Source organism: Rhizobium cerradonense (assembly GCF_030182455.1).
Classification (GTDB): Bacteria; Pseudomonadota; Alphaproteobacteria; order Rhizobiales; family Rhizobiaceae; genus Rhizobium.
Genome location: NZ_JAQJCK010000014.1, coordinates 58,752 through 84,131, shown reverse-complemented (window position 1 = coordinate 84,131; position 25,380 = coordinate 58,752). Strand labels below are relative to the sequence as shown.

Genomic DNA, 25,380 nt, shown 5'->3' with positions numbered 1-25,380 from the left:
GAAATTGCCGACGCTCGATAAGCTACCGCCTTTCGTTAGCTCATCGAAATTTAATTTTGAGCTCATTTACGGCTGCTAATACTGCATTCTGTGCTGCCGCCAGAGATATGGCTCCCGTTCGGGTTGGGATAGCGGAACAAGCATCAAGCCCAATCCAACCGAAAATAGCCTTAGCAGAATACCGTACTAGATCCTCCAAGTCATGGAGCGGTGGATTCAATGGCTCATATCATCATCATCAATCCGCGTTTCGAAACCTCTTATTGGGGCATGGAACACGCGCTTCCATTGTTTGACGTAAAGGCGAACCTTCCAGTCGCCTGCTTGCCTCTGCTGGCGGCGCTCACGCCTGCCGAACACACCGTCACGCTTGTGGACGAGAATGTCGAGCCGATCGATTACGATCTGTGCGCGCAAGCGGATATCGTCGCGCTCACGGGCATGATCGTCCAGCGGTTTCGGATGAAGGAAATCCTGACCGAGCTTCGAGAACGCAATTGTTTCACCGTGGTCGGAGGACCGTGGGTCACGGTCAAGGAGGACTATTTCGAGGGACTTGTCGACGTCACTTTCATCGGCGAGGCCGAGGAGACCTGGCCGCAGTTCTTGCTCGAATGGGCGGAGGGTCGTCATGCCGGGCGTTACGCGCAATCCGACAAGACCGACATGAGCAAGGTGCCGATCCCGCGTTTCGATCTGCTGAAAATGGATGAATATGCGGTCGGCAGCATCCAGTTCTCGCGAGGCTGTCCGTTCACCTGTGACTTCTGCGATATTATCGTCGTGTTCGGGCGCAAGCCGCGGATCAAGGCCAGCGCACAGATCATAGCCGAGATGGAGGCATTGTTGTCCGCCGGAATGGATACGGCATTCATCGTCGACGACAATCTCATTGGTAACAAGAAGGCGATCAAGGAGGTTCTGCGCGACGTCGTTGCTTGGCAGGAACGCAACCACTATCCGATGACGTTCCTCACCGAAGCCTCAATCGATCTTGCTGACGATGACGAGCTGATGCAGCTCATGGTCGATGCCAATATCCGTGTCGTCTTCATCGGCGTCGAGACGCCGAACGAAGCAGCGCTGCGCGAAACCAAGAAACTCCAGAATCTCAGAAAGGGCGGCACGATGCTGGAGAAAATCCACATCATCCAGCAGACCGGCATGGAAGTGTGGTGCGGCATGATCTTGGGTTTCGACAGCGACGACACGACGATCTTCGAAGCCCAACGCGTCTTCATCAAGGATGCGCGGATCGTCAATGCCATGATCGGCATGCTGGCCGCCATACCCAAGACGCCGCTTTATACGCGCCTAGAGAAGGAGGGACGGCTGGATCACAATGATCCTCCAGCCTTTGGCACCAATGTCATTCCCCTCAACCTCAGCCGGGAAACCCTGCGCGACGGCTATCTCTCCGTGTTGAGCGATCTTCACCAGCCCGCTGCCTATTTCGACAGGCTTGATGCGCTTTATCTCGATGCCCGTATTCAGCCGGAACGCTCGCGCCTGCGCCATCTGCGTCGCCATCCCATCCGCCTCATCGCCTTAAATCTCACATGGGCCTTTGAAGCTGCGGGCATTTTCACGAGATTGATGCGCCGGGTCCAGGATGCGGAGCTGCGCAATATTTATCGCCAACGCCTCTGGAAACTCCTTTTGCGCCGTCGTTCTCCCGTGATCCTGCAGATCTATGCCATCAAATGTGCCATGCATTATCACGCGCATAAAATGGTCCAGCAAATGCGGTCCGGCGGCGACATCGTCAATTCATTCTGATTGGCAACCCGATGAGGGGTGGGCGGGCGGCCGACACGGTCGCCGCAGGCGAGGCGCAACGGAGGCTCTTGCTTACCGGTCCGACCAAATCGACCTCGAGACGATTGCAGCGAACCCAAGCTAATCTCACCTACATCTTAATAAGAAAAATGTGCCTCTGGCGCCTCGCCGCGGTTCGGGGCATCCTGTGATGGCCGAAAATTGTACTTTATGGCAGTTGGAGGAATACCGATGCGCTGTTTTACCGTACTTGGACCCTCGCAGACCGGAAAATCGACGGTCGTTGAAAAGCTCAGCTCCCTGGAAGGGCCGCCGAGAAAATCCAGCTCCCCTTACGGGCTGAACCTGACGGAATTTACCTTTGCGAACGAAACCTGGTGTGCGCTGGATGCGCCGGGACCCAACGAAGCGCTGGCGCATGTGCAGCATGCCCTTCTTGCCAGCGACGCCTGCATCCTGTGCATTTCACCGGCTCCCGAGGAGGCTGTGCTCGCCGCGCCCTATCTGCGCGTGATCGAGTCCTCGGGGACGCCTTGCATCCTCTTTGTCAACCGGATGGATGAACCGAGGGGGCGGCTGAGGGATGTGATTGCAGCGCTTCAGGATTACGCCAATCACGCCCTCCTGCTTCGCCAGGTCCCGATCCGCGAAGGGGACAGGATCGTCGGGAGCTGCGATCTGATTTCGGAGCGGGCATGGCAGTACCGGGAAGGCCAGACTTCGGCGCTGATCGCAATCCCCGAAAGTGCCGCCGAACGCGAGCAGGAAGCGCGCACCGAGCTCCTGGAGCATCTGTCCGAATTCGACGACTGGCTCCTCGAGGAACTGATCGAGGACCGGGAACCGGCGAGCGACGCGCTTTATGCCATTTCATCGCGGGTCTTGAAGGAAAACAGGGTTATCCCGGTGCTGATCGGTGCCGCAAGTCACGGAAACGGCATGATGAGGCTGATGAAGGCGTTGCGTCATGAGGCGCCGCAGGTCACGGCTCTTCGCCAGCGTCTTGCTCGTGCCGCCTCCGTCGAGGAAGGAAGGCTGTCAGCAGTGAGCTTCCATGCCTATCATCGTCAGAATATCGGCAAGACGGTGTTGGTGCGTGCGCTGGGCGAGGGGCTGCGGCAGGGCGCATCGCTGGGCGGCTCCAGCCTCGGCGCCGTGCAGGGTCCCGCAAACGGAAAGTCCAATTCGGCTGTCGTACCTGCGCCGGGAGATGTCTTCGCGGCGGTCAAATCCGATCACCTGCCCGTTCCTTCGCTGTTGACATCGGACGCGACGGTCGCCCCGCCCGAGTGGACGGAGCCACCGACGCCGATGCTTGAAAGGATCCTGGTTCCGGGCAGTGAACGCGATGAAAACAAGCTCTCCGAAACGCTGGCAAAACTTTCCGAGACGGATCGCGGTCTGATCGTCTTGCAGGAAGAGGGCACCGGCGCCCAGCTCGTTCGCGCCCAGGGACCGGTGCATCTGCGCGATCTCTGCCGAACCCTGGCCGATGTCTTTCATATCGACGTGACCGACCGGACGCCCAGCCCGATCTACCGCGAGACGATCGCGAAATCTTCGGATGTTCACTACCGCCATCGCAAACAGACGGGCGGTGCGGGGCAATTCGCCGATGTGAAGCTGAACATCCACCCCAACGCCCGCGGCCAGGGTTTCACCTTCAACGAAACGGTCAAGGGCGGCGTTGTTCCGCGCAACTACATCCCCGCTGTCGAAGCGGGCGCACGCGAAGCGATGGAGAAAGGGCCGCTCGGTTTTCAGGTCATCGATGTCGGCGTGACCCTATCGGATGGCCAGCATCATGCCGTCGACAGTTCGGAACACGCTTTCCGGACGGCGTCGAAAATGGGAGTGCGGCAGGCGCTTTCCGAAGGATCGACTGTCCTGATGCAGCCGATCTTCCGCAGCGAAATCCATATTCCATCGGTCTATTCGGGCAATCTCGTCCAGATCGTCTCCGCTCTCAAAGGTCAGGTACTTGGCTTCGACCGGGATGAAGCCGCCAAGGGATGGGATATTTTCCGCGCGCTCGTTCCGGGCAGCGCCCTTGACGATCTGGCGCGGGCGCTGCGCTCGGCGACGCAAGGCATCGGTTATTTCTCCAAGGCCTTCGATCACTTCGAGGAGCTTTACGGCAAGGAGGCGGACGCGGTCATCAAGGCGCACGAGACACAGCGGGTCGAGCACTGAAGCGTTCGCGACGGATAAGCATGTACGCAGCGAGGCGTGACGCCCTTGCTGCGTAGAGTTGGATCAAGTCCACATGCTTTCCGGCGTCAGGATATCGAAGGGAACAATCCGCTGCTCGATCGAGGGCGTGTCTCTCGATTCGACGCGCCGCAACATGACGTCGATCAGTTCCTCTGCCATCTTTTCCGAGGGATGGCAGAGCGACGCCGTGATGAGCCTCTCGCTCAACCCCTTCCTCGTCTCCGGTCCGACATCGCGGGATACGATCTTCACCTTATGCTGCCTGTCCGGCGATAATTCACGCACGGCGCGCAATACGCCGGAAATCCCCCCGCCATTGACGAACAGGCCGCAAAGCTCGTTTTCAACTGCCAAGAGGTTCCGCACGATTTCATAGGCATTGTTGGGCTCTTCATAAGTCAGCAGCGGTTCGCTGACATGGAGCTGCGGTGCGTGCTCGCGCATATAGGACCGAAAGCTTGCATCCGCTATGTCCTGGCACTGGTAGCGATTGCTTCCGATCAAGGGGAATACTTTCCCGGGCTCATGTGCCGCCTGGTTTATAAACCACGCCGCGGTGCGGCCGATTTTCCAGTTGTCCGTGCCGACGAACCCCGCACGGCTCGCTGCGGAGATGTCGGTCACGAATGCGACCGCCGGCACCCCCTTGCTCCGCAATTCGTCTATCGCCTGGCTGACCAGCGGATGATCGGCCGTAATCATCGCGACGGCGTCCGCGGTTTCTCCCATTTTCAGGAGATTGGCAGAAACCGCCTCGGGCGAAAGATCGTCCTCGAATACGACATTGGGCTCAATGACCACATCGCGGTGACGCAAGGCCGAATTCGTCAGCGCCTCGGCCCACATTTGATACAGCGGTCTGTGAGACTGCTGCATCAGAAAGGCAAGCGTTCGATGGGGCAGGTTGTCCCGCTTTCGTTCGCGTAGCGCGCCTAGGCCGTAGAAGCCGATTTCGTCTGCGGCCTTCAAAATGCGGTCAACTGTGTCTTGCCTGACCGAGCCCGTCCCGTGGAGAAGCCTGTTCACTGTCGAAAGGCTCACATCCGATGCTCGCGCCAGATCGGCGATGGTTGGTCTATTCATGACAGCTCCCGCAAAGTGTCATTTTTGAAAGACACGTTATGAAACAAAATCACCTACGTGTCAGTATTACAGTTTCGCAATGGCATCTCAAGGATTAAACATCGTGTCGCATTGTGGTCCCCAATTGATGGGGCTCGGGAGGAAGATATGAAACGCATGAAGTTTATCGGTGCAGCGCTGCTGACGACTGTTGCCCTGTCCATGGGTGCTACGACAGCGTTCGCTGCAAAAATCTTTGTCGTCGGCGGAAAGCCTGACGACCCGTTCTGGTCGATCGTAAAGCGCGGTGCAGAGGATGCCGGTGCTGTTGTGAAGGCACAGGGCGGTTCCGTCACTTGGCTCGGCCCCCAGAACTACGACAATCTCGGCGTCGATGCGGCTGAACTGATCCGCCAAGCCATCTCCCAGGGCGCGGACGCCATCGTCGGCCCCGACTGGGTCCCGGAAGCGATGGACCCTGCATTCAAGGCTGTCGTCGACAAGAAGATCCCTCTGATCATTTATAATGCAGGCGGTGTTGCCGCTGCGGATCGTCTGGGCGCCATGAATTACATTGGCAGCGACGACTACAAGGCTGGCGTTGCCGCCGGCAAATATTTCGCGAAGAACGACATCAAAAGCCTAGTCTGCATCAACACGCTTCCGGGTGCAGCCAACATCGAAGCGCACTGCAAGGGCATGACCGATGGCGTCAAGGAAGCGGGCGGCAAGGGAGATACATTGCCGCTGCCGGCAACATCCTTCGGCAATTCCACAGCGGTTGCCCAGGCCGTGAAAGCCTATCTGCTCCAGCATCCGGATGTTGGCGGCGTCTACACGATCGGAAACGTCGACGCGAATTCCGCGATCAACGGCATCATGCAGTCCGGCAAAGTCGGCAAGGTCAAGGTCGGCGGCGTCAACATGGACGAGACCATCCTCAACAATATCAAGAGCGGCACGCAGATGTTCACGATCGACCAGCAAGGCTATCTGCAGGGCTATCTGGCCGTGTCGATCCTGAACGGCAATGTGAATTATGGCCTGACCGTGCCGACCCGCGAAATCCTGACCGGTCCTGGGATTGTCGACGCGTCAAACGTCGAAGCCACGCTTGCGGGAGTGAAGGGCGGCGCTCGCTAAGCGCGTCGCGGGCAATCGACGACTGCATTGCCCGGCCATAAGCGCCGGGCGGTGCGGCGTCGGTCGAGTTCACCCTTAACCTTCGGGGAGGAAGTAATGGCTTTAGCCACCCAGAATAAGGTCGCCACCACGATGCCCGCCAGCGTAGGGTTCCGGGCTTCAATTGGACGACTGTCGCGTCGGCCCGAAGTAGGCTCCTTTCTCGGCATGATCGCCGTGTTTGTTTTCTTTGCGATTTTCGCAGGAGAAGTCTTTGTTTCGGCGGCGGGCTTTGCGAGCTGGTTGAACGTTGCAGCCGAAATCGGCATCGTTGCGCTTCCGATCGGACTTTTGATGATTGCCGGTGAACTCGACCTGTCCGTCGGCGCCGTCATTCCGGCCTCGTCTCTGACCGTGGCAATCATCTCCGGCTACTATGGCGCACCGGACAGCGTTGGTATCGCTGCGGCGCTGATCATGGGCCTTCTCGTCGGTTTCGTGAACGGCTATCTCGTGTTGCGAACAGGCGTTCCGTCGCTCATCGTCACGATCGGCATCATGTTCGCCGTTATGGGGCTGACCTTGGGTTTCGCGGTCTTGCTGACCGGCTCCACCAGCACTGCCATCGTTCCCCATGAGTTGTCGAAGGCGTTGTTCGGGCAGTTCATCGCGGGCATGTTCCAGGTCACGATCTTCTGGTGGATTCTCTTCGCGGCCCTTCTGGCCTATCTGCTGCACATTTCGCCCTACGGCAATTGGATTTTTGCCATGGGTGGCGACAGGGTAAGCGCCCGCAATGCCGGCATTCCGACCGAGCGCCTGACGATCTCGCTCTTCATGATCAGCAGCTTCTGCGCAGCCTTTGTCGGTGTAAGCCAGGCAATGGTCTACCAGAGCGCCCAAGTCGCGGCGGGCCAATCCTTCATATTCAACTCCATCATGTGCGTGGTGATCGGCGGCGTTCTCCTGACCGGCGGCTTCGGATCGATCATCGGCGTGGTTTTGGGCACCATCACTTTCGCGATGGTCAACCAGGGCATCTTTTTCACGAGCTTCGACCCCAACATGGGCAGCGTGATCATCGGTGCACTTTTGCTGGTTGCTGTTCTGATGAACGACACCTTCCGCAAGATGGCGTTGTCTTACTCCGCAAAGAAAAAGAACTGAGGGGGAAGCTATGTACAGACCCGATTTCAGAAATCTGGTGCGGCGTCCCGAGGCCGGATCGATTCTCAGCCTTATCGTCGTCATCGCCTTCTATGTGATCTTCGGAGGTGTCCAGCTCGGCAATCTCTTCGGCGCGGCAAGCTGGGTGAACTTTGCGGCCAATCTCGGCATCGTTGCGCTTCCCGTCGGCTTGCTCATGATCGCCGGCGAACTGGACATCTCGATCGGTGCGATGATCCCGGCAGGGTCCATGAGCATTGCGGTCATCTCCGGCTACTATGGATTGCCAATCGTCGTCGGCATCGGGGCAGCGCTGGGGATCGGTATTCTGGTCGGCCTGCTGAACGGTATTCTCGCCGTTCGCACCTCGGTGCCTTCGCTCATCATCACCCTCGGTACCCTCGTGGCCATGCAAGGCATTGTGCTGACGGCCTCCGTGCTGATCACGGGCAACGCCAGCGTTCCTTTGAATGCTCCTGATTGGGCCAAGATGATCTTCGGCCAACTGCTCGGCGGCAACTATCAGATCATCATTCTCTGGTGGCTGGCGGTGACTGCGATTTATGCAGTGGTTCTCCATCAAACCCGCTTCGGCAACTGGATCTTTGCCATGGGCGGCGACAAGGAAAGCGCGCGCAACGCCGGTATTCCGACACGCCGCCTGACGGTCTGGCTCTTCGTGCTCTCCTCGACCAGCGCATCGTTCGTCGGCATGTGCGGCGCCATCCTGTTCAATTCGGCCCAGGTCTCCGGCGGGATGAACTACATATTCAACGCGGTCGTCTCGGTCGTGGTGGGCGGCGTGCTTCTGACGGGCGGATTTGGTTCGGCCATCGGGATCTTCTTTGGAACGATCACCTTCGCCATCGTCAACCAGGGCATCTACTTCACCAGCATCGACCGCAATTGGTCGAGCCTCATCATCGGCATCATGCTGCTCGTTGCTGTGCTGATGAACAACACTTTCCGTAACATGGCGCTTACCTACGCGCCGAAAAAGAAGTGAGGTCGGGCCAATGAAAACGCCGATCATGGAACTCGAGAACGTCAACAAGTCGTTCGGTCCCATCGATGTCCTCCATAACATCAATCTGCAAGTTCACTCCGGCGAAGTCCTTTGCCTTCTCGGGGACAATGGTGCGGGCAAGTCGACGCTCATCAAGACCTTTGCCGGCGTCTACAAGCCGACCAGCGGTACCGTGAAATTCGAAGGCCAGCCATTGTCGTTCAATAACCCGCGTGAAGCCGCCGATATGGGCATCGCCACCGTTCATCAATTTGGCGGCACGTTTCCGCTGATGAGTATCGGTCGATCCTTCTTTGTGGGGCGGGAACCGACGAAAGGGCTCGGTCCCTTCAAGATCTACGATCGCAAGACCGCCAATGAGATTGCCGTCAAAGCGGTTCGTGAATTCGGCATTACCCGGATTGACGATGGCGATCGCCTCATCGGCGGCCTTTCCGGCGGCGAGCGCCAATCGCTCGCCATCGCCCGCGCGGTCCATTTTGGCGCCCGCGTGCTGATCCTGGATGAGCCCACGGCCGCGCTCGGGGTCAAGGAAGCAGCGCACGTGCTGCGCATCGTGCTTGAGGCACGAAAGCGCGGCCTGGCCGTCATCTTCATTACCCACAATGTCATCCACGCGATGACGGTTGGCGATCATTTCGCGGTCCTGATCAAGGGCGAAAAGGCGGCCGACTTCCGCAAGGGTGAGAAAAGCCGCGAAGAAATTACCGATCTCATGGCGGGCGGCGAGGCGATGGCCGAGCTGGAGGCCGAGATCGAAGCCCATGCAAACAGCGGGCACGCCTCGGTAGCCTGAACCGCTACCGACACGAGACACGACGACAAACACGAAACCGGCTCACCCGCCCTCGCGGGTGGGATCTCCAAGTGCAACCTTTTTCGGGTGACCATTCATGAAAATCGCTATCGACCCCTTTATGCACCGCCATCTCTCACTCGAGGACCTGCCCTCGAAGGTGAAGGAACTCGGCTACGATTGGATTGAACTTTCTCCGCGCGGCGATTTCCTTGAATGGTTCAAGGCGCCGCGCGTGTTTCCCGAACGCATCAAATCGTTCAAACGCGCGTTGAAAGACGCGGACGTCGGCATTGCATCGCTCCTGCCGATGTACCGCTGGGCCTCGAATGATGAGGTCGAGCGCCAAGCCGCGGTCAAGCACTGGAAGCGCGCCATCCAGATTGCGGTCGAGCTGGAAGTGGATGTCATGAACTCGGAATTCGGGCGCGGCCCGCATCCCGACAAGGGCTCCTGCTATTGCTGCCATACCGGCTCGATGATCGAAGCCTGCGAAAACGCCTGGTGGCGCTCGATGGAAGAGCTTGTGCCGATTTTCGAAAAGGAGGGCATCAACCTCCATGTCGAGCCGCATCCGGAGGATTGGTGCGAGACCCTTCAGCCGGCGCTCGACATCATCCGCACGGTCAATTCCAAGAACGTCAAGTTCCTCTATTGCGCGCCTCACACCTTCTATTTCGGGGACGACACCAAGGCGATGCTGCGCGAAGCCAAGGATGTGCTCGCGCATGTCCATGTCGGCGACACGTTTAACCATAAGGCGTCTTCCGGCCTGCGCTACATCCTCAATCCGCCCGGCACGCAGGCGCGTGTACATCAGCATCTGAATATCGGTCAGGGAGAAGTCCCCTGGGACGATTTCTTCAGCACCCTCGCAGACATCGGTTTCGACGGCATCATGACGGCCTGCGTCTTTGCCTGGGAAGACAAGGCCGATCACTCCGGCAAGTTCATGCGTTCCGAAATGCAGCGTTACGTCGACAAGTATTGGAGCGCGAAATGAGCCTCAACGTTGGAGTGATCGGCACCGGCATGATTGGGCAGGATCACATCCGCCGCCTGACGAAGGTGCTCTCCGGCGTCAATGTCGTCGCAGTGAACGATATTGATGCCGCGCGTGCCGCCTCGGTCGCGCCGGATGGAGCAACGGTATTCGATACAGCGCGTGAACTCATTCGGTCCGAAAGCGTCGAAGCGGTTGTCGTCTGCTCCTGGGGTCCGGCACACGAAGAACAGCTTCTGGAATGCATCGCTGCCGGAAAGCCCGTTTTCTGCGAAAAGCCGTTGGTGACGACGGCGGCGGCGGCCCGCCGTGTGATGGACGCTGAAGTCGCCTTCGGCCGGCGTCTTGTTCAAGTCGGTTTCATGCGGCGGTTCGATGCCGATTATCGCCGCTTGAAAGCAACTCTGGACGACGGCGCGCTCGGCGCCCCGTTGATGTTCCACTCGACGCATCGAAACGCCTCTGTCCCAGAGGGACTATATACGTCGGAGATGCCGCTCAACGACACGCTCGTCCACGACGCCGACATTTCGCGTTGGCTGCTCGATGATGAGGTTGCGGGCGTTGAGGTCCGCGTGCCCCGGCGTTCAAGCCGAGGCAAGGAGCTTCGCGATCCAGTCGTGGTGCTCCTGCACATGGCCTCCGGCGCGCTTGTTGATGTCGAGATCTCCGTGAACATTGCCTATGGCTATGACATCCGCGGAGAGGTCAGTTGCGAAGCCGGTACGGTGAGCCTGCCGCTTCGCCCCGCAAGCATTATCCGGGACATCCACGGTGTTCGTCAGGCCGTGCCCATAGATTGGCGCGAGCGCTTCATAGAGGCCTACGATCAGGAATTCCGCGAGTGGATCGTCGCGGCGGGGCAGGGGACTGCGACCGGCCCTTCCACATGGGACGGCTATGCCGCGACGCTGGTTGCCGACGCCGCTCTTCGAGCCGTGGAAAGTGGCGCTCTTGAAAAGGTGGATATGGTCACCCGACCGGCTCTCTACGCTTCCAAAAACGATCGGCCCGATCACGGGCAATTTTCGCAACAGCGAATGAAATCAGCGTCCTGAAAGGTTCATACATGCTGAACGGAGAAAGACTTATCGAACGCCCCCTGCGTTGGGGGATGGTAGGCGGCGGCCGCACCGGGCAGGTGGGATACAAACACCGAACCGGCGCGCTGCGCGACGGCACCTATCGGCTGGTGTGCGGTGCCTTCGACCTCGACGCCGAACGCGGTCGCGATTTCGGCGTGAACCTCGGGGTCGACGCGGAGCGCTGCTATGCTGATTACAAGGAGCTGATCGCCAAGGAGACGGCGCGTGAGGACGGCGTCGACGTCGTCTCGATCGCCACGCCGAACTTCACGCACTATGAGATCACCAAGGCCTGCCTCGAAGCCGGCCTTCACGTGATCTGCGAAAAGCCGCTGTTCTTCAGCATCGCCGAATGCGAGGAGATCGAAAGGCTTGCAGAGGAAAAGGGCCTGATCGTCGGCGTGACCTATGGCTTCACCGGCCACCCGCTGGTGCATCAGATGGCGGCGATGGTTGCCAAGGGCATGCTGGGTGAGATCCGCATCGTCGATCTGCAATACACGCACGGCTTCAACGCGGGCGATGATGTGAATGCGCCCGAAGCCGTGAAGTGGCGCACCAATCCCGCGACCGCCGGCCCGACCTTCGTTCTCGGCGATATCGGCACGCATCTCTATTACCTGTCCGAGGTCGTGCTGCCGCACCTGAAGATCGAAAAGCTTCTGTGTGACCGCAAGGCGTTCATCCCGAGCCGCGCGCCGCTCGAAGACCATGCCACCGTGCTCATGCACTATGACAACGGCGCGCGCTGCCGGCTATGGGTGTCCTCCGTCAACGCTGGCAACATGGGATCGCAGCGTTACCGCTTCGTCGGTTCCAAGGCTTCCGTGGAATGGTCCGACAGCCATCCCGACCAGTTGCTCTATGACGTGCAGGGCGAGCCGAACCGCATCCTGCATCACGGCATGCCTTATCTCGAAAAGGAAAGCCTGGCAGTTGACCGCATGGGCGCGCTGCATACCGAAGGTCTCGGGGACAGTTGGTCGAATATCTACCTTTGGATTGCCCAGGCCATCGACGCCAAGCGACGCGGCGACGAAGCGTTTCTCAGAGATCACCATTATCCGGGCATCAAGGCCGGCACCGAAGGTGTCCGCTGGCTGGAGAATTGCGTGCGTTCGGCTGACGCTGGCTCTGCCTGGATCGATTTCAAGTGATCAACCGGGGGCGCGCTGATCCCTCCCAACTCCTCCCAAGTGCGCCCCCAACCCTCTCGCAACAAGAAAGACAAGGCCATGAAACTTTCCATTTGCACCGATGTGATGGGGAACCTTTCCTTCACGGAGATGCTCGACAAATGCGTCAAACTCGGTGTCGAGGGTATCGAGATGACCGGCGGCGGCTGGTCGCGCGCACCGCATTTCCGCGCCGACGAGCTCCTCGAGGACAGGCAGCTTCTCAAGACAAAGCTGAAGGAGATCGAGGCGCGTGGCCTCGAAATCGCCGCGCTCAACTGCTCGGCAAACCCGCTTGATCCAGGCGACATGGGCAAGCGCCATCGCAGGGAAATGGAGCAGACCATCCGCCTTGCCGGCGAGATCGGCGTGAAGACCATCGTCACCATGTCGGGCCTGCCGGAAGCGGCTCCCGGCGACAGCGTTCCCAATTGGCTCGTCTATACCAAGAGCTGGCCTGACGAGATGCCCGAGCGTGACCGCTATCAGTGGGAAGACCGGGCCTTCCCGCTCTGGCATGATCTGGTGAAGCTGGCCAAAGAAGTTGGCGTCGAAAAATACGCGCTCGAAAACTTCTCGGCTATGCTGGTGTGGAATCCCGAGACCCTTTTCCGCCTTCGCAACGAAGTCGGCCCGACGGTCGGGATGAATCTCGATCCGTCCCACCTGATGTGGATGGGTGCGGACCCGATTGCTTCGGCGCGCGCGCTCGGCGGCGCGATCCATCATTGCCACGGCAAGGATACACGCATCGAACGCGGTTTGGCTGACGTGAATGGGCTACTTGAGCTCAAGGACGTCACCGACGTCGCGAACCGTAGCTGGAACTATGTCGCCGTCGGCGCCGGCCACGATCTGCAATGGTGGAAGGAGTTCTTCTCCGTCGTTCGCATGGTTGGCTACAATGGTTGGGTCAGCCTCGAAATGGAAGATTTCACCATGTCGACGGACGCTGGCATCCAATCCTCGATCGACGCGCTCCGGGCCACGATCAGCCGATGAAACGACCGTACAAGTTCATCGTCACGATTGAGCTTGTTCCGGGGACGCGGGACGAAATCCTCGCCCGCGCCCCGGACGTACAGGCGAGGACGAGGGCGGAAACCGGTTGTCTCTCCTACGACTACTTCACCTGCACCGATGACCCCAACCGCTTGGTTTTCGTCGAGGCCTGGAGAGACGAAACCGCCTATGCGGAGCATCTTTTGCAGGAGCACACGCAACGCTTCCTGGAATTCTACGAACCCTTTCACCGCTCCTTTACCTTCGAGACAATCACGGCTGAAACCTGAATGCGCAACTCCACCACCATAACCACCGCGCCCTGCTGCTGGGGTGTCGATGATGTGAAAAATCCGCATCTGCCGCACTGGGAAAAGGTGCTGGACGAGGCGCAGCAGGCCGGCTTCGGCGGGCTGGAGCTCGGGCCCTATGGCTATCTGCCCCTCGATCTCGGCCTGGTCTCCGAGGCGCTGAACAAGCGCGAGCTAACGGTCGTCGCGGGTACCATATTCGATGACCTTGTTTCGACTGGAAATCGCGAGAACCTTTTGCGGCAGACCGATGAAATCTGCGCGCTGATCACCCATTTGCCGGGGCCTCAGAACCATACGGGCCAACGTTACGCCGCGCCTTACCTCACCGTCATGGATTGGGGCCATGACGAGCGCGACTATGCTGCAGGTCACAGCGATCGGGCTCCTCGCCTCAAAGAGGCTGCATGGAACGGAATGGTCGAAAATATCCGCGCCATCGCCACGCTCGCCCGTGACCGATATGGCATGCGCGCGACCATTCATCCACACGCCGGTGGCTACATAGAGTTTGCCGACGAGCTGGAGCGTGTCGTCAATGACATCCCCGCCGACCTGGCCGGTCTTTGCCTTGATACAGGGCACATGGTCTATTCCGGCATGGATCCGGTAGCCACCTTGCGCCGCTACTGGGATCGCGTCGACTACATCCATTTCAAGGATATCGACGCCAAAATCTATCAGGACGTGATGGGCAAGCGCATCCGGTTCTTCGATGCCTGCGCCGAAGGTGTCATGTGCCCAATTGGACGCGGATCCATCGATTACACCGCGGTGCGGGCTCTTCTCACCGAACTCGGTTACGGCGGCTACATCACGATCGAGCAGGAGCGCGACCCGCGCAACGCCGGCTGCATCCTCGATGACCTGGCGGCCAGCCGGTCGTTTCTAACACAAGTTGGTTTCTAAACAGCGGGGCGTTTCGACATGAAATCACTCGACGTCATCACGATCGGCCGATCCTCGGTCGACCTCTACGGTCTGCAGGTCGGCGGCCGGCTCGAGGACATGGGCTCGTTCAACAAATACATTGGCGGCTCGCCCACCAATATCGCCTGCGGTGCCGCCCGGCTTGGCCTCAAATCCGGCCTCATCACCCGGGTTGGCGATGAGCATATGGGTCGCTTCATCCGTGAACAGTTGACCCGCGAAGGCGTGGATGTCGGCGGTGTCGTCACCGATCCGGAGCGTCTGACGGCGCTCGTACTGCTCGGCATCCGCGACGAGGACACGTTCCCGCTGATCTTCTACCGCGAGAACTGCGCCGACATGGCGCTTTGCGAAGACGACATACGTCGGGATTACATCGCCTCGGCGCGCGCAGTTGTCGTAACCGGCACGCATCTTTCCAATCCCCGGACCGAAGCGGCCGTCCTCAAGGCGCTCGGCTTTGCGCGCGAAAGTGGCGCCAGGGCTGCCCTCGATATCGACTATCGGCCGAACCTCTGGGGTGTCGCCGGTCATGGCGAAGGGGAGAGCCGGTTTGTCGCAAGCCGGGAGGTCACGCAGAAACTTCAGTCGACGCTGCATCTTTTCGATCTGATCGTGGGGACGGAGGAAGAATTCCATATCGCCGGCGGAACCGCGGATACCGTCGCGGCCCTGAAGGCCGTTCGTGCCGTCTCGTCTGCAACACTCGTCTGCAAGCGCGGCGCCAAGGGGGCCGTGGCGTTTGAGGGCGCCATTCCGGACAATCTCGATGCCGGCATTTCGGGCGAAGGCTTCCCGATCGAGGTCTTCAATGTGCTTGGCGCGGGAGACGGCTTCTTCTCCGGTCTTCTCAAAGGCTGGCTGGATGGCGAGGATTGGCCGACGTCGCTCAAATACGCCAATGCCTGCGGCGCATTCGCCGTATCCCGCCACGGATGCACGCCGGCCTACCCCTCGCTTGAGGAGTTGGAATTCTTTCTGAAACGCGGCGTCAAGCGCAGCGATTTGCGAAACGATCAAGCCGTCGAACAGATCCATTGGTCGACCAATCGCCATCGCAATCATGGGCAAGATTGGTCGGATTATCGGATATTCGCCTTCGACCATCGCATTCAGCTTGAGCAGATGCCGGGCTATACGCTCGAAAAAGGCGGTGCCTTCAAGGAGCTTTGCCTGCAGGCGGCGGTGCAGGTCCAAGCCGGCCGTTCCGGTTACGGCATCCTCTGCGACAACCGGATCGGCAGAAAGGCGCTGCACGCAGCCTCCGGCGCCGGTCTGTGGATCGGGCGGCCCTGCGAATGGCCGGGTTCGCGGCCTCTGACACTGGAACCCGAACTCGGCAGCGACTATGGCGGCCTGGCCGAATGGGCGCGCGAAAACGTCGTCAAGGTGCTCTGCTTCTGCCATCCCGATGACGACGCCGCAACGCGCGCCGATCAGGAAGCAACCGTGAAGCGCCTGTTCGAGGCATCGCGCCGCAACAATCTGGAGTTCCTGCTCGAGATCATTCCGTCGAAGGTCGGGCCGGTCAATGACGCGACGACGGCGATCCTGATCCGGCAATTCTACGAGATCGGCGTCTTCCCCGATTGGTGGAAGCTCGAGCCGATGAAAACCGCCATCGGCTGGTCCAACGCCATCGCCGCCATCGAGGAGAACGACCGGTATACACGTGGCATCGTCGTGCTCGGCCTCGATGCGCCGGAGGCGGAGCTGGCCGCGAGCTTCGAGGTCGCCGCCGGATTTAGTCTGGTCAGGGGCTTTGCCGTTGGCCGAACCATCTTCGGCGACGTCGCACGCGCCTGGATGAATGGTGAAATCAAAGACGCCGCCGCCGTTGAAGAGATGGCAAGGCGCTATCGACGCTTGTCCTCGATCTGGGACGAAGCACGGACGGCCGCACGGGAGAAGGCAGCATGACAAAGACAATCAAGCTTACAGCCGCACAGGCTCTGGTCAAATGGCTCTCGGTCCAGATGACGGAGGATGGCGAGCGCTTCATCGAGGGTGTCTGGGCGATCTTCGGCCACGGCAATGTTGCGGGGCTCGGCGAAGCCCTGCACGGCATCGGCGATGCATTGCCGACGTGGCGTGGTCAGAATGAACAGACCATGGCCCATGCGGCGATCGCCTATGCCAAGACAAAAAGGCGCAAGCGCGCTCATGCCGTGACTTCCTCCATCGGGCCGGGAGCCACCAACATGGTGACGGCGGCAGCATTGGCGCATGTCAACCGCCTGCCGGTGCTATTCATCCCGGGTGACATCTTTGCTAACCGGCGGCCCGATCCCGTTCTTCAGCAGATCGAGGACTTCGATGACGGCACGGTTAGCGCCAACGATGCCTTTCGGCCTGTCGTGCGCTATTTCGACCGCATTGCCCGGCCCGAACATTTGTTGACCGCGCTGCCGCGCGCCTTCTCGGTCATGACGGATCCGGCCAATTGCGGGCCGGTATGCCTTGCTTTCTGCCAGGATGTGCAGGCGGATGCCTATGATTATCCCGAAAGCTTCTTTGAGCCCAAGGTTTGGCGTATCCGGCGGCCGGAGCCTGATCCGCGGGAAGTGGAAGAGGTCGCGGCCTTGATTGGCGCTGCCAAGAACCCGGTGATCATTTCGGGCGGCGGCGTGCTTTATTCCGACGCGGAAGATACGCTCGCCGCATTCGCGAAACGCCACAACATCCCGTTCGTGGAGACCCAGGCAGGCAAGGGGGCGAACGCATGGGATAACGCCTTCAATTTCGGCTCGCCCGGCGTTACCGGATCCGAATGCGCCAATCGCCTGTCGGAGAAGGCGGACCTCGTGATCGGGGTCGGTACCCGCTTTCAGGATTTCACCACCGGATCATGGGCGCTGTTCAAGAACGAGGGGCGAAAGCTCATCTCCATCAACCTGCATGGCTACGACGCCACTAAACATGGTGCGGCGCCGGTCGTCGGCGACGCACGTGTGACGCTCGAGAAGCTTTCCGTCCTGCTGGGCAACTATCGGGCTCCGTCGTTCGATGCGGAAAGCAGGGTTCAATGGCACGAGACCGTGAAGGCAGTCACGGCGGCGCCGGAAGCCGACCTGGTCAACCATCTTCCCACCGATGCCCAGGTCATCGGTGCCGTTCAACGCGTGGCCACCGACAAGACCGTGGTGATGTGCGCCGCCGGCACCATGCCGGGTGCGCTGCAGGTTCTGTGGCAGTCCGTCAAGGGTGGCTATCACATGGAGTACGGCTATTCCTGCATGGGTTATGAGGTAGCAGGCGCCATGGGCATCAAGCTTGCGGCGCCCGATAAGGAGGTCATCTGCTTTGTCGGAGACGGCTCCTACATGATGGCCAATTCCGAACTGGCGACCGCAGTGATGCGACGCGTTCCCTTCACCGTCGTTCTTACCGACAACCGTGGCTATGGCTGCATCAACCGCCTGCAAATCGAGTGCGGCGGGGCCGAATTCAACAATATGTACAAGGACTCCAACATAGAGGTCATGCCTGAGCTCGATTTCGTCGGTCATGCGCGCTCGATGGGTGCCCAAGCGGAAAAAGCCGCTGACATCGCCGATTTGGAAAAGAAGATCGCCGACGCACGCTTGCGCTCGATACCGACGGTCATCGTCATCGATACGGATGCGGTCCCCGGCACGGGAGCGGGCGGACATTGGTGGGACGTTGCCGTCCCGCAGGCCGGCGGCCCCGAGCGGCTTGAGCGCGCCCGCGAACACTATAATCGAAACGCCCGCGACCAGCGGACCTTCGACTGAGGGCGATCGAGCATGGCCGATCTTTTGCGCAAACCCTTTGGCAGTCATGGCCAAGTCCATGAGATTACGCCTCAATCGGCAGGCTGGCGGTTCGTCGGCCTCTCGCTGTATCGCCTGCGCGCCGGAGGTCGAGTGGATCATGGAGCGGGATGCAAAATGATCAAGCGTGCACTTCCAGCCGTCGTGTCATGGAGATTCGTCTCATGCCGCTGCTGAAGTTTCATCTCCATAAAGGGCGTACGGCTGACGAAGTAGCCTTGCTGCTGGACGCCGCCCATGACGCGATGGTGCAATCATTTGGCGTGCCTCGGGACGACCGTTACCAGGTCGTGTCGGAATACCAGCATCCCTATATGCAGGCCTGCGACACCGGGCTGGGAATCCCGCGGACTGAAAAATTTGTGCTCGTGGAGGTCATCTCGCGACCCCGCGGCCGAGAAGCGAAAGTCGCCTTCTATCAGAACCTATGTTCGGCACTCGCGGACAAATGCGATGTGCCAGCCTCCGACGTGATGGTCTCATTCATCGAGAATTCCGATGAGGATTGGTCGTTCGGTTATGGCCGTGCGCAGTTCCTGACGGGTGAGCTCTGACACAGGAACCTTCATTTCATGAGATCAGCCAATTTTATTGCTAGAGCGGGAGCAGGGCGCAATGAAATTATTTTTAAAATGGTTTTCCGGACTTAAATTCAGATTCAAGGTTGCAGGCGGCTTTCTTGTCATATTGATTTTGGCTGCGATTGTCGGCTCGGTTGGATATTCCGCAATTGTCGACCTGTCATCGCGCTTCAGCATCGTTGGTCGTTCTGCAGAGGTCACCAACGAGATGCAGTCGACATCGCTTCAGCGAGAGCGATATTTGTTCGATCCTGGCATCGAGAGTGCCAGCGCCACGCGCCAGCGGATCAAGGATCTCAACGCGGCGCTCGAAACGCTTTCTGAAGCGGTAAAGAACGATCCGTTGGTCACGGCCAAGGTCGCGGAAGTCAAGGCGACGGTCGATGAGTTCGCTTCCACATTTGACAGAGTGATTGCACAGACAGATCAGCAGCAACAGCGCCTTGCCACGCTTCAGCGAAGCATTTCGGATCTGGAAGCGCTGGCGGCCTCGATCAATGATGCCGTGGGCAAGGAAGAGAGCCGAATCCGGGTCGCAGCAGACGCGGCGAACAAGGAATTGAGCGCCGCCAATGGGCTGCTCGGCAGCGCGGTCAAACTGCAGCAGGGTGCGAACTCGATCAAAAGCATCCAGCAGGAAAGCGGCGGCGCGTTCCTGGGCGATTTTCTTCAGCAGGCGAAAACTGTCGCTGAAAGCATCGTCGCCGAGACGGAAAAACTCAATGGACAGCAAATAGACGGTTTGGACCCGGCGGTGCTTCCGAAACTCGCCCAGGCAGGCAAACTGCTTGAACAGTCGCTGGACGACATTGGCAGCACCGAGGATTTTAAGAGGAAATTCGACGCGCAAACGATCGTCGGAAAAACGGTCAACGAAATCCTCGCTTTGACCCAAAGCATCCAGGCGCAGACCTTTCCGCTGGTGGATGCCGCCATGAACAAGGCATCAGCATCATCGGCGGAGCTTTCCAAATTCAGGGAACTTGCAGTCCAGGCCGAAACGCTCGGCAGATTGGCGCTCGCTGCCCGCGCCGAAATGCTCAACCTGTTCGGTGGGTTCGGCGATACCGATCCGGCGCCGGTCGAGGGGCAGCTTAAGGGCCTCGTCGCGCTGGAAAAGACCATTGCGACTGCCGCAACCGCACTTCCCTCCATTGCCGACGACGTAAAGCAAATCCCTGTCTCGATTGCGATCTTTGACAAGGCGTTCAGGGAAATGCTTGTTGCGCAGGCCGATCTGGCAAGGGAGCGGGAACAGCTTGCGAAGCTGACGACTGAGGTCAGTTTGAAAATCGATACGCTCAATGCCGAGCAAATTAATACCGCTCATACGGCAGCCGGTTCTGCCACATTCAAAATCGCAGTCACAGTTCTGCTTGCGATTGCCGGCGGCATCTGCCTTGCCGTCATGCTCAACTTCGCCATCAGCCGCCCGATCCAATCCATGACAGACGTCATCCGAAAGCTTGCAAGCGGCGAAAACGACGTCCTCATCCCCGGCATTAATCGTGGGGACGAGATCGGCATCATGGCAAAAGCTGTCCAGGTTCTGCGAGCGACCGCAATCGAAAAACTCTCCCTCGAGGATAGGGCCGAACAAAATCGACGCGAAAGCGAGATCGAGCGTAACAACCGCGAGCGTGAAAAATTACTGGAGGCCACGAAGCTTCAAAAGGCCGTCAATGCCTTGGCTGCCGGTCTCAGACGCCTTGCTGCCGGCGATATCTCCATCGACATTGATGAAAAATTCAGTGATGAACTGGATCGGTTGCGCACAGACTTCAATTCGGCGCAGGCGCATCTTCGCGTCGCCTTGTCTGATGTCGAACGAAGCGCCACTTCCATCCGCTCCAACACGCGCGAACTCGATTTGGCGGTGAATGACCTTTCTCGCCGGACGGAAAAGCAGGCGACGTCTCTTGAGGAGACAGCCGCCGCCTTGGAAGAGATCACGGCCACCGTAAGTGCCTCCGCCGACCGCGCCAACGAAGCCGGGCAGATTGCCGCGAAAACATCCGACGCGACGTCGCATGCGCAGGATGTCGTGCGAAACGCGGTTTCTGCCATGGCCAAGATCGAGCAATCGTCGGAAAAAATCCGACAGATCATCTCCGTCATGGACGATATTGCGTTCCAGACGAACCTGCTCGCGCTCAATGCCGGCGTAGAAGCGGCGCGAGCAGGCGAGGCTGGAAACGGCTTCGCGGTTGTGGCGCAGGAGGTCCGCGAACTGGCGGCAAGATCGGCGACGGCCGCCAAGGAGATCACCTCCCTGATCAACACATCCAACGCGGATGTCACTGCCGGCGTCAGCCTTGTTACGGAAAGTGGTGGGACACTCCAGGAGATCGATCGCTACGTCAACGACATGCACCAGCGCGTCAAGGCAATCGCCAATTCCTCTCAGGAGCAATTTGCCAGCATCTCATCGGTAAATTCCGCTGTGCGTTCCATGGATCATATGACCCAGCAAAATGCCGCTATGGTGGAAGAAGCCTCGGCCAGCACGGCAGCTTTGTCAGGGGAAGCCGAACGGCTGCATGACCAGTTTGCGCGTTTTGAACTTGGCGGAACTGAAGTCAAAAATCTTGAAGATGGGGTGACGGCTGCGTAGCGATTCTGGTCGAACGAGAGACCACGGCTAGGACCTTCGCCGGGCCTCCAACGTGGTCGATCCGAAGTCGGCAGAAAGGACCGCGTCTTTCAGTGCGCGGGAATAGGGATGCTGCGGATTGTCGAGGACGGCGCGTGCCTGGCCCTGCTCGACGATTTCGCCTTTGCGCATGATGATGATCTTGTCGCTGATATAGTAGGCCGTCGCGAGATCGTGGGTGATGTAGATGATCGAAAGCCCCAGCTCGCTTTTCAACTGCCCGAACAAATTGACGATCGACATGCGCAGCGACGCGTCTACCATGGAAACGGGTTCATCGGCGACGAGAAGGCGCGGTTGGGGGATGAGGGCGCGCGCAATGGCCGTGCGCTGTAGCTGGCCGCCGGACAGTTCGTGCGGGAAACGGCCTTTCACCTCCGCAAGGCTAAGGCCGACATGCGCCAATGCGGCATCGGCTATCCGCTCGATCTCTTGACGATCCGGTCGCTGCGAGCCTGCCGAAAAGTTGCGGGCCGTTTCGAAGAGATAGCGGTCGACCCGTTTCAGCGGATTGAACGCCTCGAAAGGATTCTGCAGAACGGGCTGCACCTCTCTCATGAAGGCTCGGCGCTCGGCTGCGCCATGGATGGCGACGGCCTTGCCGCGGAAATCCAGCTCGCCTGCGGACGGTGTCATCTGTCCGAGGATCATCGCCGCGATCGTCGATTTCCCCGAGCCCGACTCTCCGACGATCGACAGGATTTCCGGCTCTTCGCTGAGCTCGAAACTGACGTCCTTGACCGCCGTGATCTGGCGCCGGCCGAGGATGCCGCCCTGCCGGAAGATCTTTGTTACATGCGAGAGGGTAAGAAGAGCGCTCAAACCTGGTCTCCCGTAACGGCAAAACATGCCACGCGCCGGCCGGGCTCCACTGTAACCAGCGGCGGAACTTTCTGCGTGCAGATATCCATTCGCTTCGGACAGCGCGGATGAAACCGGCAACCCTCCGGCGGCATGGCAAGATTGGGAGGACGTCCCTCCAGTGACGGTCGCGTCTGGACGTCGCCGATGCGCGGGAGGCTCCCAACCAGATGCTGCGTATAGGGATGGAGCGGCATGTTGAAGAGCTTGCGGGTCGGCGCTTCCTCGACCAGGCGGCCGGCATAGACGATTCCGATGCGGTCGGAGACGGTCGCATGCACACCCATATCATGCGTGACGAACAGGAAGGACGAGCCCATCTCGTGCTGGATTTCGCGGATCATCGAGAGGACATCGCGCTGGACGATGACGTCGAGCGCGGTCGTCGGCTCGTCCGCGATGATAAATTCCGGGGTCAGGATCGTGGCGAGCGCGATGGTCATACGCTGGCGCATGCCGCCGGAGAGTTCATGGGGATAGGCGTCGAGCAGATTTGGATCGAGCTTCAGCCGCTGCAGATGGGTGGCGACTTTGTTGAAAAACTGGTCCCTGCCGACTTTCATATGCCGAAGTGCGAAATCCGTGAAGGAATGACGGATGCGACGCACCGGGTTGAGCACGTTCATCGAGCCTTGCATGATATAGGACAGATGCAGCCAGCGCAGCGCCATGCGCTGCTCCGGCTTCATGGCATAGATATCCTGCGTGCCGCCGGCGAAATGGAACGTCACCTTGCCTGAGACGACCCTGAGCGGCGGCCGGATGGCGCCGGCGATGGTCTTGATCAGGGTCGTCTTGCCGCTGCTCGACTCCCCGGCAACGCCATAGATCTCGCCGCGGCCGATCGTCAGGCTGATATCGTCGACGGCGCGCACCTCGCGGTCGACGCCGTAGAGGAAGGCGCGGTAGTAGGCTTTCAGATTCTCGATTTCGACCAGGGCATCCATGGCTAACCTCCCATCCGATTGAGCCGGCTGCGCGGATCGTTGTATTCGTTCATCGACATGGACAGCAGGAACAGCGCCAGGAAAAGAAGCACGATGACGGCAACGGGTGCCGCTACCCACCACCATGTTCCCGCGATCAGCGCCGAATGGGCATTGGCCCAATAGATCATCATGCCCATGGTCGGCGTCTCGATGTCGGTGAAGCCGAGCACCGAGAGCGTGATTTCCATGCCGATCGACCAGATCATATTGTTCATCGTCGTGGCGAAGACGATCGGAAGCACATAGGGAAGGTGCTCCTCCACGAGGATTTTTCGCATGCTCATGCCGGAATAGACGCTCTGGGTGGTAAATGGTCTTGTCTTCAGGCTGATTGCGACCGAGCGGATGAGCCTTGCGTCATAGGACCAGCCAAGCGAGGCCATCACCACGATGAGAACGCTCCAGGTCATGCTGTCCTTTAGCACGAAGTAGAACAGGATCAGCAGCGGAAATTGCGGGATAACCATGACGCTGTCGTTGATCGCCATCAGCACCCGGTCGACCGCGCCGCCGGCATAGCCGGCAACGAGACCGACCACCAGCGATATGATGCGCGAGAGAAAGGCGACGCCGATGCCGAAATAAAGCGTGTTGCGCAGCGCAGTGGCGAGCTGCCAGAAGACGTCCTGGCCGCGCGACGTCGTGCCGAGCCAATATTGGCTATCGGGCGGCATGTCTGGCGGCAGAAGATAGATGTCCGTGGGGCCGTATGGCGAGAAATAGGATACGACTATCAGGCCGACGATGACGGCGAAAAGCAGCAGGCCGCTCAAGAACTCCACGTTTTGCCGCGCGAGGTCGCGGATGATCGTAAACATGCTCTATTCCACCTTGATGCGCGGATCGATAAGCGGGCTCAGGACGTCGATAATGAAGACGGCCGCCGCGACACCGACGATCGATAATGCGCTGAGGCCGAGGACGAGGCTGTAATCACCGGCATGCACCGCTGAAATCAGCAGGTTGCCGATGCCGGGATAGCCGAAGACGATCTCCGTGATCACCGTGCCGTTGAAGATGGCGCCGAGCGACATCGCAAGGCCAGTGAATTGCGGCACCATGGCATTGCGAGCGATATAGGAGCGGAGAATGCGCCTTTTCTGGACGCCGCCGAGTTCGGCAAAGACTACGTAATCCTCGGTGATGATGTTGGAGACCAAGGCACGCATGCCGATCAGCCAACTGCCGGTGCCGACGAGAATCAGCGAAAGCGCCGGCAGGATCGAATGCTTCAGAATGTCCAGGATCAGAGCCAGAGACAGGTTGAGATTGGTGTTCATCTCATAACCGCCGTTGATCGGCAGGATCGGCCACACGTAACCGAAGAGGATGATCAGCACGAAAGCGAAGATATAGTAGGGGATCGGTTGCATGGCGATGAAGATGAGGCTCACGGCCTTGAGCGCCATGTTTTTCCGATAATACCCAGCCAGCGCTCCGACTATATTGCCAAGAATGAATGTGATCAGCGTCGAAACTGTCATGAGCCCAATCGTCCAGGGCAGGGAGCGCAGGATGATTGTGGAGACGGGCGTCGGGAAGGCCGAGAGCGAGGGGCCGAGATCGCCGGTCGCAAGACGGCCCCAGAAATGCAGGTATTGCTGCCATATGGACCCTTCGAGACCGTAAAGCGCACGAAGGGACTGTCGCATCAATTCGACGGCGCGCGGGTCGGACTGACCCATCTGCTGAATCGAGCCGATGCTTTCCTCGACAGGATCGATCGGTGTCAGATGCGTAACGAAGAAGGTCGCGGAAATGCCGATGAAGACCACGAGCAGGAACTGGCCGAACCGCCTCAATAAGAAAACAGGATAAGACGCCATACC

At 59.4% G+C, this 25,380-nt stretch carries 21 protein-coding genes; 16 read left to right on the top strand and 5 right to left on the bottom strand.

Annotated features, from left to right (window positions below; all coding sequences use genetic code 11):
• Nucleotides 1-219 precede the first annotated feature (219 nt).
• Nucleotides 220-1,779 carry a B12-binding domain-containing radical SAM protein gene (locus PH547_RS25355; protein WP_285169709.1) on the top strand — a complete coding sequence of 520 codons (1,560 nt, stop codon included), beginning with the start codon at nucleotides 220-222 and terminating at the stop codon, nucleotides 1,777-1,779.
• 231 nt (nucleotides 1,780-2,010) lie between these two features.
• Nucleotides 2,011-3,972, top strand: coding sequence for an elongation factor G (locus PH547_RS25350; protein WP_285169708.1), 1,962 nt, complete (start codon nucleotides 2,011-2,013; stop codon nucleotides 3,970-3,972).
• Nucleotides 3,973-4,035: 63 nt separating this feature from the next.
• On the opposite strand, the gene PH547_RS25345 is transcribed toward PH547_RS25350, so the two are convergent.
• Nucleotides 4,036-5,076, bottom strand: a complete 1,041-nt coding sequence (locus PH547_RS25345) for a LacI family DNA-binding transcriptional regulator (RefSeq protein ID WP_285169707.1) — start codon at nucleotides 5,074-5,076, stop codon at nucleotides 4,036-4,038.
• Between the two features lie 147 nt (nucleotides 5,077-5,223).
• On the opposite strand from PH547_RS25345, the gene PH547_RS25340 reads away from it, so the two are divergent.
• The 14 genes from PH547_RS25340 (at nucleotide 5,224) to PH547_RS25270 (ending at nucleotide 21,662) form a co-directional block, all read left to right on the top strand.
• Complete coding sequence (locus PH547_RS25340) at nucleotides 5,224-6,198, top strand: sugar ABC transporter substrate-binding protein (RefSeq protein ID WP_285169706.1); 975 nt, start codon at nucleotides 5,224-5,226, stop codon at nucleotides 6,196-6,198.
• 132 nt (nucleotides 6,199-6,330) lie between these two features.
• Nucleotides 6,331-7,344 carry an ABC transporter permease gene (locus PH547_RS25335; protein ID WP_483315581.1) on the top strand — a complete coding sequence of 338 codons (1,014 nt, stop codon included), beginning with the start codon at nucleotides 6,331-6,333 and terminating at the stop codon, nucleotides 7,342-7,344.
• A gap of 10 nt (nucleotides 7,345-7,354) precedes the next feature.
• A complete protein-coding gene (locus PH547_RS25330) occupies nucleotides 7,355-8,350 on the top strand; it encodes an ABC transporter permease (protein WP_104825975.1) in 996 nt (331 codons plus the stop codon).
• A 10-nt stretch (nucleotides 8,351-8,360) separates the two neighbouring features.
• Nucleotides 8,361-9,167 carry an ATP-binding cassette domain-containing protein gene (locus PH547_RS25325; protein WP_104825976.1) on the top strand — a complete coding sequence of 269 codons (807 nt, stop codon included), beginning with the start codon at nucleotides 8,361-8,363 and terminating at the stop codon, nucleotides 9,165-9,167.
• A 97-nt stretch (nucleotides 9,168-9,264) separates the two neighbouring features.
• Nucleotides 9,265-10,170 (top strand): sugar phosphate isomerase/epimerase family protein, encoded by a 906-nt coding sequence (locus PH547_RS25320; protein WP_285169704.1) that lies wholly within the window; start codon nucleotides 9,265-9,267, stop codon nucleotides 10,168-10,170.
• The gene (locus PH547_RS25315; RefSeq protein ID WP_285169703.1) at nucleotides 10,167-11,228 is read left to right on the top strand and encodes a Gfo/Idh/MocA family oxidoreductase; all 1,062 of its coding nucleotides are present in this window, start codon (nucleotides 10,167-10,169) and stop codon (nucleotides 11,226-11,228) included. Before PH547_RS25320 ends, PH547_RS25315 begins: the two co-directional genes overlap by 4 nt.
• Nucleotides 11,229-11,239: 11 nt before the next feature.
• Nucleotides 11,240-12,412 carry a Gfo/Idh/MocA family protein gene (locus PH547_RS25310; protein ID WP_285169702.1) on the top strand — a complete coding sequence of 391 codons (1,173 nt, stop codon included), beginning with the start codon at nucleotides 11,240-11,242 and terminating at the stop codon, nucleotides 12,410-12,412.
• Between the two features lie 78 nt (nucleotides 12,413-12,490).
• Nucleotides 12,491-13,432, top strand: a complete 942-nt coding sequence (locus PH547_RS25305; RefSeq protein ID WP_104825980.1) for a sugar phosphate isomerase/epimerase family protein — start codon at nucleotides 12,491-12,493, stop codon at nucleotides 13,430-13,432.
• On the top strand, nucleotides 13,429-13,722 hold the full coding sequence (locus PH547_RS25300) for a putative quinol monooxygenase (protein WP_104825981.1): 294 nt from the start codon (nucleotides 13,429-13,431) through the stop codon (nucleotides 13,720-13,722). Before PH547_RS25305 ends, PH547_RS25300 begins: the two co-directional genes overlap by 4 nt.
• Complete coding sequence (locus PH547_RS25295) at nucleotides 13,723-14,652, top strand: TIM barrel protein (protein WP_285169701.1); 930 nt, start codon at nucleotides 13,723-13,725, stop codon at nucleotides 14,650-14,652. It begins immediately after the preceding gene.
• An 18-nt stretch (nucleotides 14,653-14,670) separates the two neighbouring features.
• Nucleotides 14,671-16,593, top strand: a complete 1,923-nt coding sequence (locus tag PH547_RS25290) for a bifunctional 5-dehydro-2-deoxygluconokinase/5-dehydro-2-deoxyphosphogluconate aldolase (RefSeq protein WP_285169700.1) — start codon at nucleotides 14,671-14,673, stop codon at nucleotides 16,591-16,593.
• A complete protein-coding gene (gene iolD, locus PH547_RS25285; protein ID WP_285169699.1) occupies nucleotides 16,590-18,428 on the top strand; it encodes a 3D-(3,5/4)-trihydroxycyclohexane-1,2-dione acylhydrolase (decyclizing) in 1,839 nt (612 codons plus the stop codon). Before PH547_RS25290 ends, iolD begins: the two co-directional genes overlap by 4 nt.
• Nucleotides 18,429-18,631: 203 nt before the next feature.
• Nucleotides 18,632-19,021, top strand: a complete 390-nt coding sequence (locus PH547_RS25275) for a tautomerase family protein (protein WP_283053049.1) — start codon at nucleotides 18,632-18,634, stop codon at nucleotides 19,019-19,021.
• Nucleotides 19,022-19,082: 61 nt separating this feature from the next.
• Complete coding sequence (locus PH547_RS25270; RefSeq protein ID WP_283053051.1) at nucleotides 19,083-21,662, top strand: methyl-accepting chemotaxis protein; 2,580 nt, start codon at nucleotides 19,083-19,085, stop codon at nucleotides 21,660-21,662.
• A gap of 27 nt (nucleotides 21,663-21,689) precedes the next feature.
• On the opposite strand, the gene PH547_RS25265 is transcribed toward PH547_RS25270, so the two are convergent.
• From PH547_RS25265 to PH547_RS25250, 4 genes are read right to left on the bottom strand one after another with little or no spacing between them, the layout of a single operon-like run.
• Nucleotides 21,690-22,523: an ABC transporter ATP-binding protein gene (locus PH547_RS25265; protein ID WP_285169698.1), complete on the bottom strand. Its 834-nt coding sequence runs from the start codon at nucleotides 22,521-22,523 to the stop codon at nucleotides 21,690-21,692.
• The gene (locus tag PH547_RS25260; RefSeq protein WP_285169697.1) at nucleotides 22,520-23,509 is read right to left on the bottom strand and encodes an ABC transporter ATP-binding protein; all 990 of its coding nucleotides are present in this window, start codon (nucleotides 23,507-23,509) and stop codon (nucleotides 22,520-22,522) included. The genes PH547_RS25265 and PH547_RS25260 overlap by 4 nt, the downstream gene beginning before the upstream one ends.
• A gap of 2 nt (nucleotides 23,510-23,511) precedes the next feature.
• The gene (locus PH547_RS25255; RefSeq protein ID WP_104825989.1) at nucleotides 23,512-24,369 is read right to left on the bottom strand and encodes an ABC transporter permease; all 858 of its coding nucleotides are present in this window, start codon (nucleotides 24,367-24,369) and stop codon (nucleotides 23,512-23,514) included.
• 3 nt (nucleotides 24,370-24,372) lie between these two features.
• Entirely contained in the window at nucleotides 24,373-25,377 is a 1,005-nt protein-coding gene (locus PH547_RS25250; RefSeq protein ID WP_104825990.1) for an ABC transporter permease, read from the bottom strand.
• Nucleotides 25,378-25,380 lie beyond the last annotated feature (3 nt).